Genomic DNA, 15,568 nt, shown 5'->3' with positions numbered 1-15,568 from the left:
ATGAGTAACAATATTTTTTACGAAAAACCAAACTTAGTTGTTGATAATGCTACTGTTACATACAGTAACGGGCATACTGCTATTTACGATGCCAGTTTTAATATTACTGGTGGTTCAATTTGTGCGCTAGTAGGCATTAATGGTAGTGGCAAATCAACGCTGTTTAAGACAATAATGGGTTTAGTAACACCAACAAATGGACGTGTAACATTAAACAATGCTGCGATCAAAACAGCGCTTAAACAAAATATTATTGCTTACGTACCACAAACTGAAGAAGTTGACTGGAACTTTCCGGTTCTAGTTTCCGATGTAGTTATGATGGGCCGCTACGGTAAAATGGGTATTTTACGTATTCCAAGCCAGCAAGATAAACAAATTGTTGCTGAAGCATTAGCGCTGGTTGATCTTACCGGTTTAGAACAACGACAAATAGGTGAGCTTTCTGGCGGCCAAAAGAAAAGAGTTTTTCTTGCGCGAGCACTCGCACAAGAAGGAAAAGTATTACTACTTGATGAACCTTTTACCGGCGTCGATGTAAAAACAGAAAATGCGATTATTGAGCTTTTACGCTCTTTACGTAGCAATGGCTATTTAATTTTGGTTTCTACACATAACTTGGGAAGCGTGCCTGAATTTTGCGATCAAGTTATTTTAGTAAACCGAACTATACTGGCTAGTGGTCCGATCGAAACAACCTTTACCCAAAAAAATCTTCAACTCGCCTTCGGCGGTGTACTACGCCATATTAATCTCTCTGGTGCAGAACTTCACGATGATGATGATCCTCGTTCATTAACTGTTATTACTGATGATGAAAGAGCAGCTGTTTTTTATGGCAACCATGAACAAGCATCCGTCATTAAAAAGCAACCAAAGGAATAAATCATGTTGGATCTATTACTTCAACCTTTTGAATATAACTACATGGTTAAAGCAATCTGGGTTAGTGCTATCGTTGGAGCAGTCTGCGCTTTTCTGTCAGCTTATCTAATGTTAAAGGGGTGGTCGCTAATGGGCGATGCCCTTTCCCATTCAGTTGTTCCCGGAGTCGCAGGTGCCTATGCCCTTGGCCTTCCCTATTCTATAGGGGCATTTTTTACCGGTATTCTTGCCGCACTTTCCATGACATTGGTGCGCCATATTTCAAAACTAAAAGAAGATGCAGTAATTGGTTTTATTTTCTCCACCTTCTTTGCCATAGGATTGCTAATTCTTTCATTAAATCCGACTTCCGTTAATGTACAAACCATTATCTTTGGCAATATTTTAGGTATTGCAGATGAAGATGTATTACAGGTTGAAATTATTATTACCATTTCTTTTATTATACTTATGTTTATCTGGAAAGATTTACTTGCCGTATTCTTTGATGAAAATCATGCCCGTTCTATTGGACTAAATCCACTAAAATTAAAAATTATTTTTTTTACCCTATTAAGCTCATGTACAGTTGCTGCCTTACAAACTGTGGGAGCCATACTTGTGATAGCAATGGTTATTACCCCAGGCGCTACAGCTTATTTACTCACGGATCAATTCAAGCGGTTACTTATTATTGCCATACTGATCGGATTTACTTCCAGTGCTCTTGGCGCTTATATCAGTTATTTTATTAATGGTGCGACAGGCGGAATTATCGTTACTTTGCAAACACTGATTTTTCTTTATGCCTTCTTTTTTGCCCCTAAATATGGTTTATTTGCTTCCCGCCGCAAAGCACGACAAGAAATTGTACACCTCAAACAGTTAAAACAAGAGGTAAGCAACAATGAATGATTTGATGGAATTATTAATAACACCTTTTACTTTTCCTTTTATGCAAAAAGCTATCATTACCGCCCTTGTAACCGGAACAGTGTGCGCTATTCTTTCCTGCTTTTTGATACTTAAAGGTTGGTCTTTAATGGGTGATGCTATTTCTCATGCTTTATTACCCGGCATCGTTATCGCCTTTGTTATTGGTATTCCTTTATCAATTGGTGCTTTTATATCAGGAATTTTTTGCGCATTCGCGACCGGTTATCTAAAAGAAAATAGCCGTATAAAAGAAGATACTGTCATGGGTATTATTTTTTCCGGTATGTTTGCCTTTGGATTAGTACTATTTGCCCGTATCGATACAGATCAACATCTTACCCATATTCTTTTTGGTAATATCCTTGGCATTACCAAAGCTGAATTTAAACAAACGCTTTGGATCTCAGCTTTTACTATCGCGATTATCCTGTTAAAGCGCAAAGATTTTATGCTTTATTGTTTTGATCCTAATCAGGCAAAGGTTATTGGTTTACCCGTTAAACTTTTACATTATGGATTACTCTCTTTATTGGCACTTACCATTGTGGCATCTTTACAAGCGGTAGGAATAATTCTGGTCATTGCTATGCTTATTTCCCCTGGAATTATAGCTTTTACACTCTGTCAAAATTTCAATCGAATGTTAATTATTGCAGTTATCGCCTCAACCACATGCTCTTTAATAGGCACTATTTTGAGTTTTCATATTGATGCAGCAACGGGGCCTTGTATTGTAATAACTCAAGCAATTTATTTTATTGCTGCATTAATCCACAGCTATATTAGTAAAATAAAAAAGCGCTCTTCTTTCGATAAAATTTCAATTCATCCTTAAGCTAAGAAATATATTAAAAATAACCAGAAAAAATTAGGATTATCTTATTTATTACAGATGATAATCCTTAGTTTTTCATACAAATTCTATTTATTAACTATAAATTTTCATAATATGATCTCAAGAATTGAAATGAATAATGCAATAACTAGAATGTAAATAGGTAATAATTCATTTCATTATTCAAATTAACATTTTGTCATCATAAAAATCTTTACTAAAGCTAAATTATAAAACAATATATTTAACAATCATAGCAAAATAAATATTCCAATTAATTGATTTAAAAATAATTAATCGGAATTTGGTCAAAGCTGGCTCGCGCAGAAATTGACATTTCCTTGTCAACTTTGATAAGCATTAATTGATATATCAAGGCTATTATTGTTAAATTACTATAATAACATTCAAAACAATAGTTTTATTACTAGATAAGTTATTACTGATGATCTTCATTCAACTGTTCAAGAAAATTATTTTTCAATTGATTATAATATAAGAAAACTACCAGCCTAAATATTCATTATGAAGTAAAGTATTCCTCCTAATATAATCGGTAATATATACAAAATAAAAAACTGCTGGAAAATGGTATGACGAGGAATAGTAATTTTGGCTTCTATCTCTTCTTTTGATACTTCAGTACCTTTCGCTCTTTCAAAAATAAGATGATCTTCAATACTTTTCTTTAATAAATTTCAATTGACGATTCATTCTGTTACCTTAAGCACTCAAAGCTTGACCAACAAACATTAAGAAAAATAGTAAAATAAAACCAAGATTAGCTGTCGAAAGTCCCATATGAGTACTGGTAATTGGTGAATTATGCCAAAAAAATTTAAAAAGACCGTGTTTTACCGTATAATAAGAGCCATAATTTTAATAAAATCATTGGCTACAGCATTTAAGACATCCCCTTGTAAACCTTGCTTTTCTGCTAGCAAAACTAATGAAACTACAGTAGACACCAGCGCTAAAGAAAAAATTATCCATCCTAAAACACACTTTGTAATAGCGATATAAAATGCTGTTTGATAATTCATTAAATCTCCTCATATTTTTTATATTACCATTTATATTAAATGATAAAATGTTATTAAAAACATATAAATGTTATTTTATCACTAACCAAAATAAGACCTCACCTACCTATATTAAAAGATTTCTTTATTTTAAATTGATAGAATTAAGCAACAAATCATGAATAATAGGAGTGCTTTTAATGTCTCATGAGCTATCTATCAAAGCTGCTATTTTTGACATGGATGGGTTATTGATTAATTCTGAACCCCTTTGGAGCCAAGCAGAAAAAGAAATTCTTAGTAAACTTGGCGTTAATACTTCAATTGCTAATCAACTTCCCGACACTCTAGGATTACGTATCGATCAAGTGGTACAACTGTGGCATTTAGCAGCCCCCTGGCAAGGAACCTCATTAGAAGAGGTGGAACAAAAAATTGTTAGACGGGTTATTGAACTTATAGAAGAACAACGACCTTTATTACCAGGTGTTAAACATGCACTTCAACTATGTCGGGATCATAATTTAAAAATTGGTTTAGCATCAGCTTCACCAAAGCACATATTAGAAAAAGTACTTACTATGTTTAATATTCGCGATTACTTTTCAGCCGTAGTATCAGCGACACCATTACCCTACAGTAAACCCCATCCAGAAGTTTATTTACAAACAGCGAAACTGCTAGCTATAGAACCAACACATTGTGTGGCTTTTGAAGACTCTTTTCATGGTATGATTGCGGTTAAAGCTGCACTTATGCGTAGTATCGTTGTCCCGCCAAAAGATCATTTCACTGATCCACGTTGGACATTAGCAGACGTCAAACTCAATACGCTGGCTGAATTAACAACTAAGCATATCGTTTAAATTTGATCAATTGGCAATAATTTAATGCATCAGTATACTGCCAAACTAATGCAATATCACTTATCTTACAAAAAATTGCTCTTATTATTTAATAAATAAGATATTTTTTTCGATTACACTACTCAAACTAAGCCAAAACTATTATACTTTGCAAACTGTATAAATAAACAGTTGGATATTATATGCTATGACTGCCACCGGGCATCTGTTTTTTTCAGTATCATCATTAATACTTGTGCATAAACTAGGAATAACACCTGAGTTTGCACATGGTGATTGGCTTCATTTATTAGCCGGTGCGCTACTTGGCGCATTGCTACCGGATATAGATCATCCATCCTCTTCTCTCGGACCCTTATTTCGTTTCTGTGCCAATGTGTCGTTTATGTGGTCACCGTGGTTTACTCGCATGGCTGCTCATTATGTTATTATCAACTCAATTGCCCAATAGTTACTGGCTTTCTGATGCCCTGATTCAAGCATTCTTATTAGGTTATTTTAGTCACTTAGTCGGGGATATGTTAACCGCGAAAGGGATACCTTTCTTATGGCCAGCAAAAATTTCTTTCTGTTTTCTTATCTTAGGTAATAATTCTAATCAAAGAGCAGAACATCCTATCGCCATATTATTAGCTATTTGTGCGATATTAATTCCATCGAACTACCAATTACCACTACGACCGCTGTTACAAGAAAAAAAAACGTCATTACATATGTAGTTAATGAATTAAACGATTTAATTTTATTCCATTCACGATGAAACATTATGGATATAAAATTGCATTTAGTTATAAGAAAATTATTTTTATTGCTGATAATATATAAGGGAAAATGAGTTTCATTGGAAGTTTTTCATCATCTTACTTCACCAATGACAAAGAATCTTATACCTGGAACAATAAACCGAGCTGGAGAATGGGTATGAATTTCCCTGTAATTCTAAATGTACTTATCTTTATCCTATTATTGCTGTTATTGGCCAAAATAAGCGCAGATGGATGGAGTCTATCAAAAAAAGTTTTTGTGGGTCTTCTTATTGGTACTGTTTTTGGTGTTGTTTTGCATTTAGTATATGGTATTAATAATCAAATAGTGCATGATTCATTATCTTGGTTCAATATTGTAGGCAATGGGTATGTGAAATTACTTCAAATGATTATTATGCCTTTGGTGTTTGCTTCCATACTAAATGCGGTAGCACGTTTGCATCAAACCTCTTCATTAGGAAAAATCAGTTTTTTCACCATTGGGATCCTTCTTTTTACAACAGCCATTGCCGCTCTCATCGGGATTATTATTACATATTGGTTTTGCTTAACTGCAGAAGGTCTGGTACAAACTAGTAGTGAAACTATTCAACTTGGGATAATAGAAAATAACTACATCCACAAGGTTTCTGATTTAACAATACCTCAATTAATATTATCATTTATTCCTAAAAATCCATTTGCCGATCTGGCAGGAGCTAATCCAACATCTATTATTAGCGTTGTTCTTTTTTCTACCTTTTTAGGCATAGCGGCTCTCCAATTAGCTAAAACTAATCCCGAAAAAGGTGAAAAAATATTATCTGCTATTGATATTTTTCAATCCTGGATCATGAAGCTGGTTCGGCTAGTTATACGGCTTACACCATATGGAGTAATGGCTTTAATGATTAAAGTTGTTGCTAATTCAAACCTACAAGATATTATTAAACTTGGCAGTTTTGTCATTGCTTCTTATTTAGCATTATCCTTAATGTTTATTGTCCATGCTATACTTCTTTCTTTCTCTGGCATTAATCCGATAAAATTTTTTAAAAAAGTCATTCCTGTATTAATTTTTGCATTTACTAGTCGTTCAAGTGCTGGCAGTATTGCATTAAACGTTGAAACGCAAACTCAGCAACTGGGCATTCCTGAATCAATTGCTAATTTTTCAGCATCCTTCGGCGCAACAATTGGTCAAAATGGATGCGCAGGTATTTACCCCGCAATGCTTGCTGTAATGGTTGCCTCAACGGTAGGAATCAATCCCCTGGATCCTATATGGATCACTACACTTGTTGGTATTGTGACCATAAGTTCTGCCGGGGTGGCCGGCGTAGGTGGGGGAGCAACTTTTGCTGCATTAATGGTTTTACCCGCGCTGGGATTACCAATTACTTTAGTAGCGTTACTTATTTCGATTGAACCATTGAGCGATATGGGAAGAACTGCATTAAATGTTAATGGCTCAATGGTTGCAGGAACAATTACTAACCAATTGATGCATCAAACGGATAAAAGTATTTTCGATAATAATATTTCAAACTTATAATCTCTATCCAAAAGCCCTATTAGAAATCTCTTTAGGACTTAAAAGCAACTAGTCAACTTTATGAAATAGATTATTTTTATTATTAAATACGATTGACAATAACGATTATTTTGAAACTTAAATAATTCTTTTGTCTATTCATAATTTTCATTTTACATCCACTAGATAACCAATAAATGCATACTATCAAATAAATATCCTGTTTCTGACAATTGTAGAATTATTAACAGTTTTTTACTAGATGAAAAATTACCACCAAGTATAAAATGGTGAACAGGCCCAATTGCTTCTCCAACATTTAATCTATTGGCATGCTTCAAGGTATTTTGCACATAATTTTTAGCTGCAATAATTGTATCGTGCCAGATGTCAAAGTAAGGACGCAGATAATGTACAACCAGTACCATGAGTATTTTGTGCTCTTACTTTCTTACTTTAGGTAATGAATATCGCCATTCACCACTATGTGTAATAAGCCAATCGGGGCTTTCTTTATTATCAAGATGCCCACCCTTCATAAGCACAACCGGGCAGCCAAATGATAATAGTTTTCTTCCTTGAGATACCATCTCCTGTTCATCTCTAGCCATATTGCAATTAAGAAGTACTGCTGCCTCAGGCAAATTGGGGTAATAAGAGACACTTTAGGTAACAAAATATGAATAAGACTATCGATTGCATCAACATCCAATAATGGTACTCCACTTTTCGCAAGCATAACGATATCTAGTACCGTAAAAGATAATGGATATTTTTCTAGTGCCGCTGCTACTATGGATATATTTGTAGCATTTGATAACATACCAGTTTTCACACTATCAATTCGAACATCAGTTAATACTGATTCAAGTTGCGAAGCGACAATTTCGCTAGGAAGATTATGAATTGACTGTACTGCGCAAGTATTTTGCGCAACTAATGCGGTTATCACAGCTGCACCATAATTTACTAATGCGGAAAATACTTTCAAATCAGCATGTATACCTGCACCACACGTTGGATCAGTTCCAGCAATTGATAAGGAATTATAAATCATAAATTTTCCTAATATTAAAATATTAATCAGAATAATTTATGCTACCTTACTTGACTTATTAGATTAAACCAATAGTTATTTTATATCACAACAAATGAATATATTACCTTTACTACCCTATTTCACTATTTTTAAGATATAATAAAAATCATTCTCATTATATATCTTTTCTTAATTTTGTATTTTTAATGAAATAACCCAAATACAACTAATTTTGTAGCACTCAAGCATAATATTTTTCTTAACAAGAGTGACTTTAAAACTAAAAATTTTTATCGTATTTTATAAAATGAAATAATAAATAATTTATCTATCAATAGCTCGCATTTACAATAAATAAAGCCAATGGATATCACAGATTAGTCCCTTGCTTTAGCATAAGATAGTATTCAATATTGGCAAGTTTATTGATAGGAACCAGTTTTATCAAAAATAAAATTAAAATCAATTTTTTTCAAAACAAAAAAATAACACTATTATTGGATTATATCATCTTTCAATCGTGAAATATAATGAATCTTACAAGACTATCTGTTTTTATTAATTTAAATAAAAATTTTATATAGATAATAGTACATTTAAAATTGGCTACCTAATACTAATTAACAAATGCCATTTATAACTAATAAAATTATTTAACTGCATAAAAAATTAATGTAGCGCATAAAATGGCATTTATTATACAGTTTATTAAATGAAAATTGAATAATAAAGCATAAGAAATAAAAAAATGCGACGACAATCTTGTTATTAATACTAATTTTATGTTTATTGAAATGCCAAACTCTCAACAACGCTTTAATATTCAACTTATCTTAATATAAATTTTTTATTACTTATCCTTTGGCTAACTCAACGGCTGTGGAATATAGTTAAAACATTTTCTATACATAACCAAATACTATAGATTTTTGAAGCATAATAAATATTTAACTTTAATAATTCATTCTATCGTGAAATAACTCACTTGAAAGTTAATATATAACAATTCTTTCCTCTATCTAAAAAAATATAACTAATAAACTATAAAAACATTGATTAGATTATTAGCTATGGAATATGGCTCTAGTGACTATATTGCACTAGTAGTTGCGGGCTTACTAGGATCCATGGGTGGTACAGGATAAAAATTACTATACCAAAAAGTTTTCAATTTAAAGGTTGATAAAAAATAATTTACTTTTATAACTGCCATAATTATAGACATTCAATTATAACTAGCTATGTTTTCTTTTCACTTTAATTACCACTAAGGGTAGTGTTGAACTAAAATTCTACTTTTAGTGGATATCTACTATATCATTCTGATAAATAAAATATTGTATTCACAGCTTATTTACCAAATAGATAATTTTATTTAAATGCAATGTTAACTTTATTATATTATGTGTTTTAAAGATAATAATTATTGACTTATTACATTTAAATAGTAGAAAGAAATTATAGTTGTTAATATTATTTCTCCTTTGCATTAATAATACATTATAAATCATAAAATATAAAATTTATCACATGCATTTATTAATGCGTAATAAGCAAAAAAGATAAAATAAAAGTAACATTTATAATATAAAAAATTTATTTTTTATATATTTAATAATATTAATAAAAATTAGTTTCATTTTATTCTGTTGAGAAATTAAAATCCTTAATCATATTTTTGATCATATTAGAAATATAGTAAATAGAATGAATCAGGAAAAAAATGAATATAAAAAAATATGCAGAAAATAGCAAAATAGTACATATCAATCATAACTTTATACAAGATAATCAAAGCTCCTTAATTAGAACTTTTGTTATTGAAGAAGTAAATGTTGAATTTATACGATTGGTATTTACTTTGGCCAATATGCCATCTAGTTCATACATAGAAATTATCAATCGTAAGAGACAACATACACGTATCTTTCCACTAAATGAAGGTTCTACACTAAATGTAACTTTTTATACTAATTGCATTGATATTAAAGTTATTTTACCAAAAAATTATCACTATAGTGATAATCAAATAATGGAGCTTGCTTATTATGAAGCACTTCCGCTTGATCTAACACAAATTCTTGAAGATAGTAATGATGGGCGACAACCCTATATGTGGTATAAAAATACGCCTTTTTTAATCCAGCTCGCGCTGTACATTTTGTCGCATTTAATGGTTATGGTGGAACTTGCTCATTTATAGGTTCAGATAATCACGTATTAACAAACCGCCATGTCGCTTTAGGTCCCAATAGTCAAATTGATCCGGAAGCGATAAAATCCAGTGAAATGTGGGTTAACAAACATAATATCGCCAACGACTTTTCATCACCCGAAACTGATACTATTCATTTTGATGTCGATAAAATATTGACGCACGGAGAATCAAATGGTGGGCTTGGTGATTATGCCTTATTTACTATTGCGGATTTTGATTATCACAATGCTCACGTTAAAATTTTATTTGGCGGTTTAAAACTGCAAGAAACGTTAAATAAAAAACGCGAAAACATCTATATTCCGCAACATGGTGGCGCAAAGCCTTTACAAATTAGTGCCCGACTTAGGGATTCTATGGATCCTTTTGCATCAATAAATCCTGATGTACCAGAGGTAATATTACTCATTCATGGAGATATGGAAGCAGGATCCTCCGGCTCCCCCCTGGTTGGTCGAGAAACACACAATATATTAGGAATTTTATGGGGTCGTTTTATAATTTTCCAACAAGGTATTTCATCACCATATTTGCTCGATAAGCTTAAAGAATTTATTGCTGATAGTAATACTCAAGTCAAAGCACAAGATAATATTGTGTCACTCAACATTGAAGCCACCCCGGTAGATAACGCTGAAATTAAAGTGATATTTGGCGACAAAGAACAATTAATTCCTTTTGATACGGTTCTAGTTGAAAACCATGACGGTTACTCTATTATTGAAATGGCTGGCTTAGATCTAACAACCAAAACAACTTTGCCAGTAAAATATAAAGTATTGGCAATTATGTCTAATAATCAGGCGACACATTTCAATGATCCTGCCTTAACTGGTGAAGTAACTCTGCGATTTATCCCTTATCAACATCCACTAGATACTGTTATTAAAAGCTGGTTTGTTTCTCGAATGGAACGAAATGGTGAAATTGTAAATAATTATATTGCACGTATATTAAGCTATAACTACGATATCTTCGAAATACCATTCGATGTTAAAAGAGCAGATTGCATGCCATTAATATTTGATGCCAAACAAGCTAATACTGTTCTACATCCATTTACTGAAACCAATCCTAATTTATCATTTTATACTCTACGCCATGGACAGGACCAGAAAATATTGGTGAAATTAGCGATGGTTACTCAATTTTAAAAACACAAGTTATCAATGAAAAAGTTGAAAAAGAGTTAGTTACTTTCCAGGCATATCGAATTAAATCCATAACAGAAAGTAAGCTCTACCCTTATATCTCTATACCAAGCAGAATTAATGTGAAATGTAATTATAACATTGAAGGACGATCATATTTAAGAGTCTGTTATTACCCAGAGGATAATCAGAATTTAATTGGTAAAGGAACATTCAAAGGCATTATTGCTCTCCATGCAAGCGATGAAAGCGGTTCTGCTGAGCGATTATGTAAAAATATTCTATTAGATATTACGATAAACGGATAATTTAATAATGTTGTAACAGCAATAAATAGTAACACTCATTTAAATTAACTGGATATTACTCATAATAAAACCATAATAAATAATATTAGATCAATTTTAAGTGGCAAAAATAAGCTATTATCAATACCGCTGAATTCTATTTTTTTCTGTTAATAAAACTAAATATTTAAGATTAATAATAATAAATTAAGTTAACAACATAAAAGTATTAACTTGGCATTTAACTTTTTCATTATAAAATTAAATAGGTCATAATATGAAAGAAGAAAAAATTACTACTGAAAAAAAGATTTAGTTTTTGCATTTCTTCTTTTTCCAGGAATGACACCATTAATATTATTGGTCCTGCCACGCTATTACAAAATCAAGAATTTACAATAGAATATGTTTGGCATGATAAACAACCAATCTCGACAGAAATTAATTGTGTAACACTCACACCTACCACAACATTTGATGAATTAGATGCTGTAGATATCTTATGCATTACCGGTTCATATAATCCTTTTCCAGCACTTAACGATACTAAAATGTTAAAATGGATACACAAAGTTGGCCAAAATTCTAAGTATATTACTAGTGTATGTAATGGTAGTATGTTTTTAGCCGCAGTAAATCTTTTAGATAACTATAGATCTTCAATACATTGGAGTTGCAATGAATTTTTAGCAAAATTAGGTGCTACTGTTTCTAACGAACGGGTTACCATTGATAGAAATAGAATTTCGGGTGGAGGCGTAACCGCTGGTATTGATTTTGGACTGCGCATATTATCAATTATAAAATCAAAAACTGGTGCAAAGGTAATGCCACTACTTACCCAATATGATCCTCAACCTCCCTTTCAATCAGGAAATCCGGCAACAGCTGAACCAGAAATAGTGAATATAGCGTGTGATAATATTAAAACATCATTTAAAACAGAAACACCTGATTATCTTGAAATACTTGAACGTGCTATTGAAAGAAAAAAAGACTTTATAAATAATTAAATTATATATTCAATAATGTTGAATATTATTTAATTGATTGATACATTTAAGTTATTTTTACAATATAGCATCCGGATGTATTATGATTAATAAGCTTAAGCGCCATAAACCCTGTGCAGTTATATTGAAGTACTCTTTATCTACGCTTTTTTCATTTCATTTACGGCTACGGCTAATCAATACCAAGAAATTGCAGCTCTTATTGAGCAACGTCTTTCTTAAATGAAATATGTTGCTAAGTATAAATTTGAAAAACACCTGTCAGTCGAAGCTCGTACTCAAGAAAATAAAGTTATTTGAAACGCTATTAATAATAGCAGAAATTTTAGGCCTGGATAAAAAATCAATAAAGCCTTTTATAATATCCCAAATAAATGCCGCTAAAGCTATTCAATATCGCTATAAGGCAGACTGGCTAGCCGGCTAGCCATGCCAGAAACGATAGTTCAACATGATCATTTAGCAGTTATCCGTTTAAAAATCAGAAAATTAACTGATGACATCATATAATTAATTGCGAAAGAATTAAAAAACAACGGTCAAATAAAAAATCAGATCTGTTCATATATAAATAAAATCCAGCTGCATAATCTTAAAGCCGCTGATAAAAAATAATCTGCTCATCACTTGAGCAAATATCTTTAAAAAATAAAAATACAAACTCAAAAGAATAATCTGGCAATCGGCAAAATTGCCCATTTAGTTAATTTATATTCTTGAGAAAAATTAATATGCCTATATCACCATTAACTTCTGTTCCAGCATTTCCATCTGAGTAATTAAATTATAAAGAATATAATATCGAAAATTGCAATAATATATTATTAGAATTTGATAAAAAATTAATGATTCTACGAATATATCATTGAAACAAAAAATAGAATTTAACAATGAAATTATAGGATTAATTAATGAAATTAAAAAATTGCATGATAGTCATTTGGAATCAAGTGAAAAAACAACGAAAATTTCATAGCAGAGTTACAAATATTAAAAATAAAATTTGGGATGGTCGCCATAAAATATGCTGATACTGACTGGGAAAGTTTTGGCCTTTCCGAAGAAATATTTAAAAATAATCATCAATTTTTGAACTCGCATTTATGTCGATTATCATTAGATGAGCAACAACGGCAAAACATAACCGACAACGATATAAATCAAGTTTGGTATTGTTGTTTATATAATTTTGCCTATGAATTAGCTCACAATAAGGTTACCCCTCCAGCTGATAAAAATCATACTGAATATTATTCCATAGTAGATAAATTAAAAGCAGAAAATTTACCAGAAGATAAGATTTTTACGATAGCAAATGCGCTCAGTGCATTAATTCTTTGTAGGCATTCTTTTGTTACTGAAAGTCCTAAAGACAATGCCTTATTTATAGCACTAAAGGAAATTAATAAGTTTTATGATAATTATTCTCAACATAAATGAAAATACTAATATTGAACAATTAGAGCTCGAATGCGAGGTGCTAATGAAAGAAAAATCACTCTATATAGCCGAATCAATAAAACAAGAACTCCAGGAGCTCAAAAACGATTAGCTCAACCAATCTAATCTTAAATAGCAAAATTCAATATACATAACTACTATATAAGCGAGTACTCCAGCTTATACAACAAAAAAGCAAAATAGTTTAGTTCACTAAAATAGCAGAAATTATTTTATGAAGAATATTATTCTAACTATTTGATGACTATTTCTCCACAAATCATAATTTACTGCTATTGTTGTATTGATATCCTGTAAATTCGGAGTTCTACTATGAAATTGAAAATATTATTTATAACATTAATCAGCCTGTTATTAATAAATCCTGTTTTAGCTGCCGAAAAAATGACACAAAAAGATATGTCAGTGCAACAACGTAAAATGGGGAGTTGTAATTCTAAAGCTAGTGAACAATCATTAACGGGTGAAAAAAGAAAATCCTTTATGCAATCCTTCCTTCGTAATAAAAAAAACCAGCAAAATGAGAGAATGAAAAATTGTAGTAAAAAAGCTAACAAAATGAAATTTAAAAAAGATGAACGGCAAGAATTTATACAAAAATGCCTAAGTAATAAAAATAATTAATTTAATATATCAATAAAGCCACTGTCTTTTTAGTGGCTTATTTTTTATTTCTAGAATATTGTTTTATTTTAATTAAAATAGAAATGACACCATTGAATATTTAATAAAAAATAAAATAGTAAATTATTTATCAAAAATTGCCACTTTTGACATATTAAAAATAATAATTAAAATTTAAAAAAATAACATTATTCATTTTTTTCATACTAATGGCATTATATAAGATTACATTATCGTCACATATCAAGAAAATTTATAAAATAATTTGCTTCATTTAACAGAATTTTTCTTATAAAGTAGCTATATTATATTTTCATCGTCATTTTACTATTCAGAATTATAGATGGTTTACAACGGGAAAGTTGCTAACCTAAAGAGATAAATATAATGCATAATCAATGACAAAAAGTTTTAGATTTCTGGTTTAAGGAATCTACCAATAAACAATGGCTCGAAAAAAAAACCACAATTTGACGCTATCATCCGGGATAGATTTAAACTTACTACTGAAAAAGCGAGTCGTGGTGAACTTGCCCATTGGCGTTGTTCAATAAAAGGGAGATTAGCTGAAATTATCGTGCTTGATCAGTTTTCTCGTAATATTTGGCGTGATACAGCAAAAGCTTTTTGACAAGATAATATGGCGCTTATGTTAGCTCAAGAAGCAATTAAACAACCAGATTATACACACTTACCAATAAAAGAACGTAAATTCATCTTAATGTCATTTATGCATTCAGAATCACCTTTGATACATCAACAAGCTGTTCCTCTTTTTACTGCATTAAATGATAAAATAACACTTGAATTTGAAATGCGGCATAAAGAAATTATTGAGTCATTTTGGCCGCTATCCACACAGAAATGGAATTCTTAATAGAGTTTCTACTCCTGAAGAAATATTATTTTAAAAAAAAATCTGGTTCAAGTTTTTAGCTTATAAGAAGAGAAGTAGAGTATATATTTACAATA

15 protein-coding genes and 2 pseudogenes are annotated in these 15,568 nt (G+C 31.1%); 13 read left to right on the top strand and 4 right to left on the bottom strand.

Features of this window, described 5'->3' with window-relative positions; genetic code table 11:
- From AC01GB_RS15110 to AC01GB_RS15100, 3 genes are read left to right on the top strand one after another with little or no spacing between them, the layout of a single operon-like run.
- Window positions 1–885: a manganese/iron ABC transporter ATP-binding protein gene (locus AC01GB_RS15110; RefSeq protein WP_474452547.1), complete on the top strand. Its 885-nt coding sequence runs from the start codon at window positions 1–3 to the stop codon at window positions 883–885.
- Window positions 886–888: 3 nt separating this feature from the next.
- Window positions 889–1,779, top strand: a complete 891-nt coding sequence (locus tag AC01GB_RS15105; protein ID WP_474452546.1) for a metal ABC transporter permease — start codon at window positions 889–891, stop codon at window positions 1,777–1,779.
- Window positions 1,772–2,635 (top strand): metal ABC transporter permease, encoded by an 864-nt coding sequence (locus AC01GB_RS15100; RefSeq protein ID WP_474452545.1) that lies wholly within the window; start codon window positions 1,772–1,774, stop codon window positions 2,633–2,635. The genes AC01GB_RS15105 and AC01GB_RS15100 overlap by 8 nt, the downstream gene beginning before the upstream one ends.
- Window positions 2,636–3,147: 512 nt before the next feature.
- On the opposite strand, the gene AC01GB_RS15095 is transcribed toward AC01GB_RS15100, so the two are convergent.
- From AC01GB_RS15095 to AC01GB_RS15085, 3 genes are read right to left on the bottom strand one after another with little or no spacing between them, the layout of a single operon-like run.
- On the bottom strand, window positions 3,148–3,315 hold the full coding sequence (locus AC01GB_RS15095; protein WP_474452910.1) for a YniB family protein: 168 nt from the start codon (window positions 3,313–3,315) through the stop codon (window positions 3,148–3,150).
- Between the two features lie 43 nt (window positions 3,316–3,358).
- Window positions 3,359–3,436, bottom strand: coding sequence for a hypothetical protein (locus AC01GB_RS15090; RefSeq protein ID WP_474452909.1), 78 nt, complete (start codon window positions 3,434–3,436; stop codon window positions 3,359–3,361).
- 53 nt (window positions 3,437–3,489) lie between these two features.
- Window positions 3,490–3,678, bottom strand: a complete 189-nt coding sequence (locus AC01GB_RS15085; protein WP_474452544.1) for a YniB family protein — start codon at window positions 3,676–3,678, stop codon at window positions 3,490–3,492.
- A gap of 179 nt (window positions 3,679–3,857) precedes the next feature.
- Here AC01GB_RS15085 and hxpB point away from each other — a divergent pair, with 179 nt between their 5' ends.
- The 4 genes from hxpB (at window position 3,858) to AC01GB_RS15065 (ending at window position 6,824) form a co-directional block, all read left to right on the top strand.
- Window positions 3,858–4,523, top strand: a complete 666-nt coding sequence (gene hxpB / locus AC01GB_RS15080) for a hexitol phosphatase HxpB (protein WP_474452543.1) — start codon at window positions 3,858–3,860, stop codon at window positions 4,521–4,523.
- Between the two features lie 187 nt (window positions 4,524–4,710).
- Window positions 4,711–4,974 carry a metal-dependent hydrolase gene (locus tag AC01GB_RS15075; RefSeq protein WP_474452542.1) on the top strand — a complete coding sequence of 88 codons (264 nt, stop codon included), beginning with the start codon at window positions 4,711–4,713 and terminating at the stop codon, window positions 4,972–4,974.
- The gene (locus tag AC01GB_RS15070; protein ID WP_474452541.1) at window positions 4,946–5,242 is read left to right on the top strand and encodes a metal-dependent hydrolase; all 297 of its coding nucleotides are present in this window, start codon (window positions 4,946–4,948) and stop codon (window positions 5,240–5,242) included. The genes AC01GB_RS15075 and AC01GB_RS15070 overlap by 29 nt, the downstream gene beginning before the upstream one ends.
- A gap of 202 nt (window positions 5,243–5,444) precedes the next feature.
- A complete protein-coding gene (locus tag AC01GB_RS15065) occupies window positions 5,445–6,824 on the top strand; it encodes an L-cystine transporter (RefSeq protein ID WP_474452540.1) in 1,380 nt (459 codons plus the stop codon).
- 249 nt (window positions 6,825–7,073) lie between these two features.
- Here AC01GB_RS15065 and thiD read toward each other — a convergent pair.
- Window positions 7,074–7,860, bottom strand: a pseudogene (gene thiD, locus AC01GB_RS15060) (bifunctional hydroxymethylpyrimidine kinase/phosphomethylpyrimidine kinase).
- Window positions 7,861–9,565: 1,705 nt separating this feature from the next.
- Here thiD and AC01GB_RS15055 point away from each other — a divergent pair.
- From AC01GB_RS15055 to AC01GB_RS15030, 6 genes and pseudogenes are all read left to right on the top strand, one after another.
- Window positions 9,566–10,045, top strand: a complete 480-nt coding sequence (locus AC01GB_RS15055) for a hypothetical protein (RefSeq protein WP_474452539.1) — start codon at window positions 9,566–9,568, stop codon at window positions 10,043–10,045.
- Window positions 10,042–11,214 carry a trypsin-like peptidase domain-containing protein gene (locus tag AC01GB_RS15050; RefSeq protein ID WP_474452908.1) on the top strand — a complete coding sequence of 391 codons (1,173 nt, stop codon included), beginning with the start codon at window positions 10,042–10,044 and terminating at the stop codon, window positions 11,212–11,214. Before AC01GB_RS15055 ends, AC01GB_RS15050 begins: the two co-directional genes overlap by 4 nt.
- 583 nt (window positions 11,215–11,797) lie before the next feature.
- A complete protein-coding gene (locus AC01GB_RS15045; protein ID WP_474452907.1) occupies window positions 11,798–12,511 on the top strand; it encodes a DJ-1/PfpI family protein in 714 nt (237 codons plus the stop codon).
- Between the two features lie 1,008 nt (window positions 12,512–13,519).
- On the top strand, window positions 13,520–13,951 hold the full coding sequence (locus AC01GB_RS15040) for a hypothetical protein (protein WP_474452538.1): 432 nt from the start codon (window positions 13,520–13,522) through the stop codon (window positions 13,949–13,951).
- A 333-nt stretch (window positions 13,952–14,284) separates the two neighbouring features.
- Window positions 14,285–14,596, top strand: a complete 312-nt coding sequence (locus AC01GB_RS15035; protein ID WP_474452537.1) for a PsiF family protein — start codon at window positions 14,285–14,287, stop codon at window positions 14,594–14,596.
- A 402-nt stretch (window positions 14,597–14,998) separates the two neighbouring features.
- Window positions 14,999–15,507, top strand: a pseudogene (locus AC01GB_RS15030) (DUF924 family protein); the annotation flags it as partial.
- Window positions 15,508–15,568: the final 61 nt, after the last annotated feature.

The sequence above is a fragment of the Candidatus Arsenophonus phytopathogenicus genome, from assembly GCF_056113345.1.
The sequence above is the reverse complement of the archived record's forward strand: the minus strand, read 5'-3'. Positions and strand labels throughout refer to the sequence as shown.